The sequence below is a fragment of the Nocardiopsis sp. NPDC101807 genome (assembly GCF_044766605.1).
Lineage (GTDB): Bacteria > Actinomycetota > Actinomycetes > Streptosporangiales > Streptosporangiaceae > Nocardiopsis > Nocardiopsis tropica.
This window is the reverse complement of record NZ_JBIWMK010000007.1, coordinates 217,617-229,493: the sequence shown is the minus strand read 5'-3', so window position 1 is coordinate 229,493 and position 11,877 is coordinate 217,617. Positions and strand designations below refer to the sequence as shown.

Below are 11,877 nucleotides of genomic sequence, written 5' to 3'. Positions count from 1 at the left end.
TCGTTAACCGCCCCCCCGACCCCCGGGGGTTCATGCCCCCCCGGGGCCAAACCTCCTGGGGCCCGGTGGGCCAAACCGGGGGCACCCGGGCCGGGGGGGGGGGGCGGGGCCCCCCCCCCCCCCGCCCCCTCTGGAGCACAGAAGGAAGAGCATGTTCGCCACTCTCACCGGGTTGGGCCTGGCCTCCGCGGCGGGGCTCAACGCCTACATCCCCCTCCTCGCGGTCGGCCTGCTCGCCCGCTTCACCGACCTCGTCCCGCTCGGCGACGCCTGGCTGTGGCTCGAACACCCCGTCACCCTCGTGACCCTCGGCGTGCTGCTGGTCGTGGAGTTCGCCGCCGACAAGTTCCCCGCCCTCGACAGCGTCAACGACGTCATCCAGACCGTGGTGCGGCCCACCTCGGGAGGCATCGTCTTCGGCGCGGGCGCCTCGACGGTCGAGCTGTCCGAGATCACCGGCGCCGCCTCCGGCGCCGTGGCGGAGGACGGGACCGGGGTCTCCTGGGTCCCGGTGATCGCCGGCGTGGTGGTCGCCCTGCTCTTCCACGTCGCCAAGGCGATGGCGCGGGTCGTGACCAACGGCGTCTCGCTCGGCTGCTCGGCCCCCCTCGTCTCCCTCCTGGAGGACTTCGTCAGCCTGGTCACCTCGCTGCTCGCGATCCTGGTGCCGCTGCTCGTCCTCGTCCTCTTCCCCGTGATGGTCGTCGGCGGCGCCCTGCTGGTCCGGCGCGTGCGCCGGACCCGGGCGGAGCGGCGCGCGGCCCGCGTCCCGGACGCCCCCGACCCCGGTCACCCGAGGTGAGGTGGCCGAAAACGCATTCACGAACCGGGGCGGGGGCCCGTAAAGTGCTGACGATGACTGAGACGACCTTCGACCGAACCGGTATCACCCACATCGTCTGGGACTGGAACGGCACCCTCCTGGACGACAACCACGCCAACCTCGCGGCGGTGAACGCCGTCTGCGCGCAGTTCGGCCGCGAGCCCGTGGAGATGGACTACTGGCGCTCCGTCTTCCGGCGGCCCCTCATCCCCTGCTACGAGGACCTCCTCGGCCGCCCCTTCGCCGACGGCGAGTGGGAGCACGCGGAGCGGCTCTACGACAGCAGCTACCTGGAGCACCTGCCCACCTGCGAGCTGAGCGAGGGCGTCCCGGACGTCCTGCACCGGTGGTCCGGCGGAGGCGGCACGCAGTCCCTGCTCTCCATGGCCTCGCACGAGCACCTGGTGCCCCTGGTCACCGAGCGCGGGCTCACCTCCCACTTCACCCGGGTCGACGGCCGCAGGTTCGCCACCGAGCACGACTCCAAGGCCGAGCACCTGGTGCGCCACCTCGACCACCAGGGCATCGACCCGGCCGGCGTCGTGCTGATCGGCGACATCGACGACGACGCACGGGCCGCCCGCGAGGCGGGCGCCAGGTCCGTCCTGGTCGCCAGCGGACTGATGGCGCGCGAACGGCTGGAGGCCACGGGGTCCCCCGTGGTCGACTCCCCGGTGGCCGCGGTCGCGGCTCTGCTCGCCGCCTGACCCGCCGAGGCCGCAGACGTCCCGTGACCGGATCCCGCGGGGGCGCGCGGCGTCTCGCGGGAGCCCGTCCCACAGGCGCTCCGGGCACGGCCCGGCCGCGGCCTCCGCGCCGGTGACCTGCACGCCTACCACACGCCCCCGCCCTCCCTGACGCGAGGCCGGGGCGTGGCGGCGGCGGTGGGGTGTTGTTAGATGGGTCTCACAGCAACACACAGCCACGCGATTGGGAAGGCGGGCCAATGACGGACAGCAGGGTGCCCCGTGTGCTCTGGGAGCCCGACGAGGCGCGGACCGAGTCCTCGAACATCGTCGCGTTCGCCCGGTGGGCCTCGGAGAACAAGGGGGTCCGCGCGTTCGGAGGGGAGGCGGGCTCCCCGGCCGCGTCCTTCGACTACGACTCCCTCTGGCGCTGGTCGGTCACCGACGTCGACGGCTTCTGGGAAGCGGTCTGGGAGTACTACGGAGTCCGGTCCGAGACCCCCTACGAGCGGGTGCTGGCCGAACGCGCCATGCCCGGCGCGTCCTGGTTCCCGGGGGCGACCCTCAACTACGCCCGACACGTTTTCGAGGGCCGCGACGACGCCCGCGTCGCCATCCGGCACGCCACCGAGCTGCGCGGGCTCGGTGAGTGGACCTGGGGCGAACTCCGCCGGCGCACCGCCGCCATCGCCGCCGGGCTGCGCCGGCTGGGGGTCGGCCCGGGCGACCGCGTGGTCGCGTACCTGCCCAACCTCCCCGAGACGGTCGCCGCGTTCTACGCCGTCGCCTCCCTCGGCGCGGTGTGGTCCTCCTGCTCGCCGGACTTCGGGGTCCGCAGCGTCATCGACCGCTTCGCGCAGATCGAGCCGAAGGTCCTCCTCGCCGTCGACGGCTACCGCTACGGCGGCAAGGACTTCGACCGGCGCCCCGTGGTCGACGAGCTGCGCGCCGCGCTGCCCACCGCCGAGCACACCGTCCTCCTCGACCACCTCGACCCCGGCGCCCCCCTCGACGGCACCATGTCCTGGGGGCGGCTGGAGGAGTCCGGAGCCGGGGCCGAACTGGAGTTCACCCCGGTCCCCTTCGACCACCCCCTCTGGGTGCTCTACTCCTCCGGGACCACCGGGCTGCCCAAGGCCATCGTGCACGGACACGGCGGCATCCTCCTGGAGCAGCTCAAGAACCTCCACCTCCACCTGGACGCCCGCGAGGACGACCGGGTCTTCTGGTTCACCACCACCGGCTGGATGATGTGGAACTTCCTGGTCAGCGTCCTGCTGACCCCGGCCTCCATCGTCCTGTACGACGGCAGCCCGGCGGCGCCCGACATGGGCGCGCTCTGGGACCTGGCCGCCGACGCCGGGGTGACCGTCTTCGGCACCAGCGCGGGCTTCCTGGCCTCCTCGATGAAGGAGGGCGTCCACCCCCGCGAGGGCCGCGACCTCTCCCGCCTCAAGGCGATCGGCTCCACCGGCTCCCCCCTCAGCCCGGAGGCGTTCTCCTGGGTCTACGACGAGTTCGGCGGCGACCTCTGGCTGTTCTCGACCTCCGGCGGCACCGACGTGTGCAGCTGCCTGGTCGGCGGGACGCCCACGCTGCCGGTCTACGAGGGCGAGATCCAGTCCCGGGCACTCGGCATGGCGGTCGCCTCCTGGGACCCCGAGGGCAGGGAGCTCACCGGGGAGGTGGGCGAGCTCGTCGTCACGCAGCCCGCGCCGTCCATGCCCGTCTTCTTCTGGGGAGACGAGGACGGCGAGCGCCTCCGCGACAGCTACTTCTCCGTCTACCCGGGGATCTGGCGGCACGGCGACTGGATCGAGATCACCGACCGCGGCACGGCGATCATCTACGGCCGCTCGGACTCCACCATCAACCGCGGCGGCGTCCGCATGGGCACCAGCGAGATCTACCGCGCCGTCCTCGCCCTCGACGACGTCGTGGACGCCCTCGTGGTGGACGTGCCCCAGAAGGACGGCTCCTCCAGGATCGAGCTGTTCACCGTCCTGCGCGAGGGGGCCGACCTGGAGGGCGACCTGCCCAAGGAGATCGCCCGGCGCATCCGCACCGACTGCTCGCCCCGCCACGTGCCCGACCGCGTCCGCGCCATCGCGGCCGTGCCCCGGACCCTGTCCGGGAAGGTGCTGGAGGTCCCGGTCAAGCGCATCCTCATGGGCGAGGACCCCGAGAAGGTCGCCAGCCGCGACTCCCTGGCCAACCCGGAGGCCCTGGACCGCTTCAGCGAACTGCAGGGCTGACCGGGCCCGGGCCCTCCGGCCGCGCGGCCGGAGGGCCGGGACGGACCGCGCGGAACACGCACGGGGGCCGGGACCCGCCTTCGGGGCGGAGCCCGGCCCCCGTGCCCGGGACGGGGTCAGCGCAGGAAGGACTCCAGCGCGGAGACCACCGCCTCCGGCTGCTCCTCGGGCAGGTAGTGCCCGCAGTCGGCGATCTCGACCACCCGGACGTCGGTGCCCTTGGAGGGCATCAGCTCCTTCAGGAACGCGTGGTTGCTCCGGTCGCCGCCCAGGGCGAGGAGCGGCACCCGCACCCTGCCGTAGGTCCGCTCGTCCGCGATGTCGGCGGTGAACGCCTGGTACCACCCGTTCCCGGCGCGGACGGCGTCCGCGCCGGAGTACGCGTGTGCGTACACCTGCCGGGAGTGTTCGCCGATCGAGGCGGGGTCCTCGGCCATGTAGTCGAAGAGCCAGTCGCCCAGCAGCCGGGAGCGCCCCTCCAGCAGCCTCTCGGGGAGGCCCCGCACCTGGTTGAAGGCGAACCACCACAGGTAGGGGCCGGCCGGGTTCCCGTGGCCCGGGTCGACGTGCTGGTCCGGCCGGGGAAGGAGGCTGAAGGCGGTCCAGCCCTCGTCCGGGTGGGGGACGTCCAGGAGGCAGACCCTGCTGGTCGCCTCCGGGAAGAGGGCGGCGTGGGCGTAGGCGACCATCGCGCCGATGTCGTGCCCCGCGACGCCGACGCGGGTCAGCCCGAGGTGTTCGGCGAGGGCGTGGACGTCGTGCGCCATGGTCCTCTTGTCGTAGCCCCCCTCGGGCTTGGAGGAGGATCCCATGCCGCGCAGGTCCACGGCGATCACCCGGCGGCGGCGCGCCAGCGCGGGCATCACCTTGTTCCACTGCCACCAGGTCTGCGGCCAGCCGCCCAGGAGGAACAGGGGATCGCCCTCCCCGTCGCCTCCCTCGACGTAGTGCAGGCGGACGCCGTTGACGTCCGCGTGGCGGCTGGAGAAGCCGCCGTCGAGCGAGTGGGCGAGCGTGGTGTCGCCCAGGGGGCCGACCGTGGTCATGTGGGGTTCCTCTTGTCCGGGGGCGGAGACCGTCCGTTTGTACGGAATGCTCGTACAATCGAACAGTACGAGATCCTCGTACGGAAGTGCGCCGGCTGTCAAGGCCCTCGGGCCGCTGTCCGTACGGCATTCACGTACAGTGGCCCCATGGCAGGACTCCACCACCCCGACGCCGCCGACATCGAGCTCGTCGACGTGCTCGCGGCCCTGGGCCACCCCGTCCGGTTGGAGGCCGCCCGCACGCTGGCCGACGGCCGGGAGCGGTTCTGCGGCGAGGTCGTGCCCGACGTCCCGAAATCGAGCATGACCCACCACTGGCGGGTGCTCCGGGAGAGCGGGGTCATCCGCCAGCGGCCCGACGGCCGCAGGCTCTACCTCGCCCTGCGTCGCGCGGACATCGACGCGCGCTTCCCCGGCCTGCTCGACGTCCTCCTCGCCGCGTCCTCCCCGAGGCCGTCGCCGTGACCGCTCCCGGGCCCGGGGGAACGGCGTCCCGCCCGTGGCCGTCTGTGGCCACGCGGTGGCGGCGCCGCGCATTGTTGCGGGGGACAGAACGGGCATAGCCTGACGGGCGTGGCACAGAACCAGTCTGACGACACCTCCACGGCCCCCGCCGGACCGCCCTCGCCGAAGGCGCGGATCGACGGCATCGACGCGGCCCGCGCCCTCGCCGTCTTCGGGATGTTCGTCGTCCACCTCGGGGTGGCCTCGATGGGATTCCTGTCGCCCGAGAACTACGCGTGGGACCTGCACGGCATCGTGCGGGGCAACTCCTCGGCGCTCTTCGCCCTCCTCGCGGGGGTCTCCCTGGCGCTCATGACCGGGCGCACCGCCCCCGCCGCCGGGGAACCGCTGCGCCGGGCGGTCGTGCGCATCCTCACCCGGGCCGTCCTCATCGGGCTCCTCGGCGCGGTCCTGAACATCATGGCGGTGCCGATCGCGATCATCCTCACCTACTACGCCGGGTTCTTCCTGCTGGCGCTGCCGCTGGTGAAGCTGCGCCCGGGCGCGCTGTGGGCGGTGGCGGGCGCCCTGGCCGCCGCCGGGCCGTTCCTGTCGTTCGCGCTGCGCGAGGCCTTCTTCCCCCCGCAGCTGCGGAGCGGGTCGGTGCCCACCCTCACGGAGTTCTTCCTGACCGGCTACTACCCGGCGGTCACTTTCATGGTCTACGTGGTCGCGGGCATGGCCGTCGGGCGGCTCGACCTCACCGCCACCGCCGTCAGGGTGCGCCTGGCGGTCACGGGCGCGGCGCTGTCCGTGTTCGCCTACGGGGGATCGTGGCTGGCGCTCGGCCCCCTGGGCGGCCTGGACCGGCTCGTCGCGGCCAGCGGCCCGGAGCTCACCGGCCTGACACCGGAGGCCGCCGCCGATCCGGCGGTGGTGGAGCAGGTGCGGTACGCGGTCACCGACCACGCGGAGTCGATCTCCGGGCAGGTCCCGACCGACACCTGGTGGTGGCTGGCGGTCAACACGCCGCACACCGGCACCACCTTCGAGATCGCCGAGGCGGTCGGCCAGGGCCTTCTCGTGCTCGTGGCCTGCCTGTTCCTGTGCGACCGGTTCCGGACCGCCATGTACCCGCTGACCTCGGTCGGCCGGATGCCGCTCACCGTCTACAGCGGGCACATCCTCGTCCTGGCGGTGGTCATCGGGGCCGCCGGATCCGAGTGGGCCTCCCCGTGGCTGCTGGAGTGGTTCGTCCTCGGAGCCCTCCTGTTCGCCACCCTCTGGAGGCTGCTCGTCGGCAGGGGGCCGGCCGAACTCCTCCTCGGCGAGGCGGCGAGCGGGGCCGTCTCCCTCGTCGACGAGCGAAGACGGGCTAGCGGAGGCCGTCCCGGCGGGTGATGTTCGCGGAGGTGCGGTCCCGGTGGGCGAGGGAGTCGCTGCTGGTGCGGGAGTTCTGCCGGATGAGCCGCCGGGCGTCGTCGGCCGCGGAGCGCGCCGCCGACCGGCTCGCCACGGGCCGCTGGGACACCTCGGCGTCCTCGGGCAGGCCGATGTCCACCGGCAGCCCCGCGCGGCTGATCACCCGGAGCTGGGCGCCCTCCTGCGACTGCGAGGGGCGGATGTCCCCGTCGGGGGTCCGCCACGCCCTCATGCGCTCGCGGAGCCAGTCGGTGCCCTGCCGGTCCGGACCGAGGGGCCAGGGCGCCCCGTCGGGGCGGTGCCCCAGGGCGTGCAGCACGTCGGCGACGGTCCACCCCGCGGAGAAGAAGCGCGCGGTCTCCTCGCGCAGGAACCGGAAGTCCACGCGGCGCAGCGACGGGTCCTCCCGGCGCAGGGTCTCGCAGGCGTCGTGGACGTCCCGGGGCGTGTGCCGGGAGCGGTGCATCGGGTCCGCCTCGGGCTTGCGCAGCAGCGAGTCGTCGACCGTCACGATCACCTCGCCGCGCCGGTTGTCCCAGATGCTCACGTCGTCGCGCGCCCACCTCTGGGACTCGACGAGGGCAGCCGCCATCCTGCGCAGGTCGACGCGGTCGTCGTCGGTGCTGATCCGGAACTCCGCCATGGGGCCAGCGTACGCCGACCCCGGCGGCCGCGTGTCAGGACCCGCCCCCGGCGTCGATCGGCCGGACCATCACCAGCTGCATGCCGTCCGGCTCGGCGAAGAGGCGCCGGCCCGTGAAGGAGAACCCGGCGGCCCCGTACACCCGTGCCGCCCGCCGGTTGGCCTCGTCGACGCACAGCACCAGCTCGGAGGCGTCCGGCGCGACCTCCGCCGCGAGCCGGTCCAGCAGCGGGGCCGAGCACGAGGCCCGGCCCACCCCCTTCCCCTGCCAGTCCGGGGCGACGTGGAAGGCGCGCAGCAGCACCGCGTGCGCGGGATCCGGCACCAGGTCGCGAGCGTGCACCGCCCGGTCCAGGACGCCGAAACCCGCGCAGGAGGCACGCGCCCCGGCCGCGTCCCGCACCGGGCCGGGCCCCGCCACGACCGCGAAGGGGGTGCGCGCCGGGTCGGCGTCGGCGAGGGGGAGCGTGGCCGCGGGCGCTCTCGCGTACCCGCGCTGCCCGGGCAGCGGACGGTGCTCCAGCACGGCCGCTCTGAGCAGGACCGACTCGGGGGCGCCCCGGTCCAGACGCACCAGGCGCAGCTCCGGGGGGCCGGGCCGCCGGGCGCCGGCCGTGCCCGGCCGGCCCGCGGAGCCGTCCCCGTCCCCCGTGCGGTCGGCGGCGCCCGCTTCCGTTCGCGGGCCGGTCCGCCCCGTCGTGTCCGCTGGTGCCACCGCTCGCTCCTGTCGACTCGGCCGGGCCCGTTCCGGAGCCCGGCGGGGGCCGGTCCGCGCCAGTCTCGCACCCCGCCCGGGCGGCGCGGAGGAGTACCCCGGTCTAGACCGCGCGAGCCCCCGATGTCGGCGAGGTCCCTGCCAGAGTGTCCGTTTTCAGGGATTTTCCCACCCGGGTTGGAGGAAACCACCACTCGGTACACCGTGCCTGGTTGGAGGCTTCTCCAACCTTCGGCCATGCCCTCAGGGCGGATACTGACGGCCGCTCCGCCCGGGGTTATGGTGACTGCCTGAGTGCCCGGCCCCGGGGGCGACCCCGGCCGGACGCCCGGGGAACGGGTCTTCGCGCACGCTTCCCCGAACCGCCTCCGCCGATCCGCGGCGGGCGGACCGGCCAGCAACCCGATCGAGCAGTAGGTGCCCGTGCCCCACACCGCATTCGCGCCCGAGGCGACGACCAACCGCGCCCTCCGGGTGTTCCTGCACGGACTTCCGGGCGTGGACGAGGTCGGCGCCCGGGCCCGGGCCCAGGACCTGGCGACCCGGTCGATCAAGACCACCGCCAAGGCCAGGGCCGTCGACCTGGCCATCAGCATGGTCGACCTGACCACCCTGGAGGGGGCCGACACCGTCGGCAAGGTCCGCGCCCTGTGCGCCAAGGCCGCCAACCCCGACCCCTCGGACCGCACCGTGCCGCGCGTCGGCGCCGTGTGCGTCTATCCGGACATGGTCGCCACCGCCGCCGCGGCGCTGGGCGGCACCGGGATCGGGGTGGCCTCGGTGGCCACCGCCTTCCCGTCCGGCCGCGCCCCGATGGAGGTCAAGCTCGCCGACACCCGCCGCGCCGTCGCCGACGGGGCGAGCGAGATCGACATGGTCATCGACCGGGGGGCGTTCCTGTCCGGCGACTACCTCAAGGTCTTCGAGGAGATCGCCGCCGTCAAGGAGGCCTGCGGCGCCGCGCACCTCAAGGTCATCCTGGAGACCGGCGAACTCGTCACCTACGACAACGTCCGGCGCGCCTCGCACCTGGCGATCCGGGCCGGGGCCGACTTCGTCAAGACCTCCACCGGCAAGGTGTCCCCGGCCGCGACGCCGCCGGTCACCCTGGTGATGCTGGAGGCCGTCCGCGACCACCACGCCGACACCGGGCGGCGCGTGGGCGTCAAGCCCGCCGGGGGCATCCGCACCACCAAGGACGCCGTCCGCAACCTGGTCATGGTCAACGAGGTCGCCGGTCCCGACTGGCTGACCCCCGACCTGTTCCGGATCGGCGCCTCCAGCCTCCTCAACGACCTGCTCATGCAGCGCACCAGGCTGACCACCGGCACCTACCCGGGCCCCGACTACTACACGCTGGACTAGAGCCGTGATCTTCGAGTACGCGCCCGCACCGGAGTCCCGCTCCGTCGTCGCCCTGCGCGAGACCTACGACCTGTTCGTCGACGGAGGGTTCTCCCCCGCCGAGGGCGGGGAGTACCTCACCACCCTCAACCCCGCCGACGGGACCGGGCTCGCGCGGGTCGCCGTCGCCGGGCCCGCCGACGTCGACCGCGCCGTCGCCGCCGCCCGCCGCGCCCAGGAGACCGTGTGGGGCCGGATGAGCGGCGCCGAACGCGGCAAGTACCTGTTTCGCATCGCCCGCATCGTCCAGGAGCGCTCGCGCGAACTGGCGGTGCTGGAGTCCCTGGACAACGGCAAGCCCATCAAGGAGACCCGCGACGTCGACGTGCCGCTGGTCGCCGCGCACTTCTTCTACTACGCCGGGTGGGCCGACAAGCTCGCGCACGCGGGCCTCGGCCCGGACCCGAAGCCGCTCGGCGTCGCGGCGCAGGTCATCCCGTGGAACTTCCCGCTGCTCATGCTCGCGTGGAAGGTGGCGCCCGCCCTGGCCACCGGCAACACCGTGGTCCTCAAGCCGGCCGAGACCACCCCGCTCACCGCGATGGTCTTCGCGCAGATCTGCCAGGAGGCCGACCTGCCCCCGGGCGTGGTCAACATCCTGACCGGCGCGGGCGAGACCGGGCAGGCCCTGGTCGAGCACCCCGGCGCCGACAAGGTGGCCTTCACCGGCTCCACCGGGGTGGGCCGCCGGATCGCCCGCTCCGTCGCGGGCACCGGCAAGCGCCTCACCCTCGAACTGGGCGGCAAGGGCGCCAACATCGTCTACGACGACGCGGCGATCGACCAGGCCGTCGAGGGCGTCGTCTCGGGCATCTTCTTCAACCAGGGCCATGTGTGCTGCGCGGGCTCCCGGCTGCTGGTCCAGGAGTCGGTCGCCGAGGAGTTCCTCCCGCTGCTCAAGGCGCGGATCTCCAAGCTGCGCCTGGGCGACCCCCTGGACAAGAACACCGACATCGGGGCGATCAACTCCGCCGCCCAGCTGGAGCGGATCCGCGAGATCACCGACACCGGGGAGGCCGAGGGCGCCGAGCGCTGGTCGCCCGCCTGCGACCTGCCCGAGGCCGGATACTGGTTCGCCCCCACGGTCCTGACCGGCGTCAGCCAGGCCCACCGGGTCGCACGCGAGGAGATCTTCGGGCCGGTCCTGTCCGTCCTGACCTTCCGCACCCCCGAGGAGGCGGTGGAGAAGGCCAACAACACCCCCTACGGACTCTCCGCGGGCGTGTGGACCGAGAAGGGCTCCCGCATGCTGTGGACCGCCGAGCGCCTGCGCGCGGGCGTGGTCTGGTCCAACACGTTCAACAAGTTCGACCCCACCAGCCCCTTCGGCGGCTACAAGGAGTCGGGATACGGCCGCGAGGGCGGACGGCACGGATTGGAGGCCTACCTTGGCTGAGCGGCGGAGCACCGGGAAGGCCGGCAGGGGCGCGGCCGAGGCCGGCAAGGGCCGGGGAGGGAGCGGCGGCGCCGGGGGCGGGGCCCCCGCGTCCGGCGTGCCCGCGCGCCTCGCGGTCCGCAAGACCTACAAGCTCTACGTGGGCGGGGCCTTCCCCCGCTCGGAGTCGGGCAGGAGCTACCCCGTGACCTCCTCGGACGGCGAACACCTGGCCAACGCCTCCCTCGCGTCGCGCAAGGACGCGCGCGACGCCGTCACCGCGGCGCGCAAGGCCTTCGGGGGCTGGTCGTCGCGCACCGCCTACAACCGGGGCCAGGTCCTGTACCGGGTCGCGGAGGTCCTGGAGGGCCGGCGTGAGCAGTTCGCGGCCCAGGCGGCGGCCGCGCAGGGGCTGTCCCGCGCGGACGCCGACCGGGTGGTCTCCGCCGCCGTCGACCGGTGGGTGTACTACGCGGGCTGGACCGACAAGTTCGCCCAGGTGCTCGGCGGCGCCAACCCCGTGGCGGGCCCCTTCTACAACCACTCGGCCCCCGAGCCGACCGGCGTGGTGGCCGTGTTCGCGCCCCAGGACGCGCCGCTGCTCGGCCTGACCTCCGTGATCGCACCGGTCGTCGCCACCGGTAACACGGCGGTGGTGGTCGCGTCCGAGGGGTCGCCCCTGGCCGCCGTCGACCTGGCCGAGGTGCTCGCCACCTCCGACCTTCCCGGCGGGGTGGTCAACCTGCTGACCGGCAGGGTGGGCGAGATCGGACCGCACCTGGCCTCCCACGCCGACGTCAACGCCCTCGACCTCGCCGGCGCCGGGGAGCTCGCGGTCGAGTTCGAGCGGGCGGCGGCGACCACCCTCACCCGGGTGCTGCGGCCCCGGCCCGCGCCCGGCGGGGGTGAGGACGCCTGGCTCGACCCCGACCCGGGCACCTCGCGCATGACCCCCTTCCTGGAGACCAAGACGGTGTGGCACCCCGTCGGGGTGTAGAGGAGGAGGGGACCGGCGTCCCGGAGCGGGTCGCCGGTCCGCGCGCGGAGGAGACGGCGCCCGCGGA

General features: G+C 73.9%; 11 protein-coding genes. 8 read left to right on the top strand and 3 right to left on the bottom strand.

The features are described from left to right. The first annotated feature begins 151 nt into the window (after window positions 1–151). The 3 genes from ACIRPH_RS22345 (at window position 152) to ACIRPH_RS22335 (ending at window position 3,764) form a co-directional block, all read left to right on the top strand. Window positions 152–802, top strand: coding sequence for a DUF4126 domain-containing protein (locus tag ACIRPH_RS22345; protein ID WP_402917246.1), 651 nt, complete (start codon window positions 152–154; stop codon window positions 800–802). A 53-nt stretch (window positions 803–855) separates the two neighbouring features. Beyond that, the gene (locus ACIRPH_RS22340) at window positions 856–1,530 is read left to right on the top strand and encodes an HAD family hydrolase (protein ID WP_402917244.1); all 675 of its coding nucleotides are present in this window, start codon (window positions 856–858) and stop codon (window positions 1,528–1,530) included. A gap of 239 nt (window positions 1,531–1,769) precedes the next feature. Beyond that, window positions 1,770–3,764 carry an acetoacetate--CoA ligase gene (locus ACIRPH_RS22335; RefSeq protein WP_402917242.1) on the top strand — a complete coding sequence of 665 codons (1,995 nt, stop codon included), beginning with the start codon at window positions 1,770–1,772 and terminating at the stop codon, window positions 3,762–3,764. Between the two features lie 116 nt (window positions 3,765–3,880). Here the strand turns inward: ACIRPH_RS22335 and ACIRPH_RS22330 are convergent, their stop codons facing one another. Then, window positions 3,881–4,810: an alpha/beta fold hydrolase gene (locus tag ACIRPH_RS22330; RefSeq protein WP_402917240.1), complete on the bottom strand. Its 930-nt coding sequence runs from the start codon at window positions 4,808–4,810 to the stop codon at window positions 3,881–3,883. A gap of 147 nt (window positions 4,811–4,957) precedes the next feature. Here ACIRPH_RS22330 and ACIRPH_RS22325 point away from each other — a divergent pair, with 147 nt between their 5' ends. Beyond that, window positions 4,958–5,275, top strand: coding sequence for an ArsR/SmtB family transcription factor (locus ACIRPH_RS22325; protein ID WP_402917238.1), 318 nt, complete (start codon window positions 4,958–4,960; stop codon window positions 5,273–5,275). 108 nt (window positions 5,276–5,383) lie between these two features. Further along, window positions 5,384–6,655, top strand: a complete 1,272-nt coding sequence (locus ACIRPH_RS22320) for a heparan-alpha-glucosaminide N-acetyltransferase domain-containing protein (protein WP_402917236.1) — start codon at window positions 5,384–5,386, stop codon at window positions 6,653–6,655. Here ACIRPH_RS22320 and ACIRPH_RS22315 read toward each other — a convergent pair. Both ACIRPH_RS22315 and ACIRPH_RS22310 read right to left on the bottom strand, forming a co-directional pair. Further along, entirely contained in the window at window positions 6,630–7,319 is a 690-nt protein-coding gene (locus ACIRPH_RS22315; RefSeq protein WP_402917234.1) for a hypothetical protein, read from the bottom strand. The two genes, ACIRPH_RS22320 and ACIRPH_RS22315, sit on opposite strands and share 26 nt — an antisense overlap. Before the next feature lie 34 nt (window positions 7,320–7,353). Continuing rightward, window positions 7,354–7,902, bottom strand: coding sequence for a GNAT family N-acetyltransferase (locus ACIRPH_RS22310; protein WP_402917809.1), 549 nt, complete (start codon window positions 7,900–7,902; stop codon window positions 7,354–7,356). A gap of 549 nt (window positions 7,903–8,451) precedes the next feature. On the opposite strand from ACIRPH_RS22310, the gene deoC reads away from it, so the two are divergent. Genes deoC through ACIRPH_RS22295 form a run of 3 tightly spaced genes read left to right on the top strand, consistent with a single transcriptional unit; the run spans window position 8,452 to window position 11,810 of the window. Then, complete coding sequence (gene deoC / locus ACIRPH_RS22305; RefSeq protein WP_402917232.1) at window positions 8,452–9,399, top strand: deoxyribose-phosphate aldolase; 948 nt, start codon at window positions 8,452–8,454, stop codon at window positions 9,397–9,399. 4 nt (window positions 9,400–9,403) lie between these two features. Then, complete coding sequence (locus ACIRPH_RS22300; RefSeq protein ID WP_402917230.1) at window positions 9,404–10,834, top strand: aldehyde dehydrogenase family protein; 1,431 nt, start codon at window positions 9,404–9,406, stop codon at window positions 10,832–10,834. Next, window positions 10,827–11,810: an aldehyde dehydrogenase family protein gene (locus ACIRPH_RS22295; RefSeq protein ID WP_402917228.1), complete on the top strand. Its 984-nt coding sequence runs from the start codon at window positions 10,827–10,829 to the stop codon at window positions 11,808–11,810. Before ACIRPH_RS22300 ends, ACIRPH_RS22295 begins: the two co-directional genes overlap by 8 nt. Window positions 11,811–11,877: the final 67 nt, after the last annotated feature.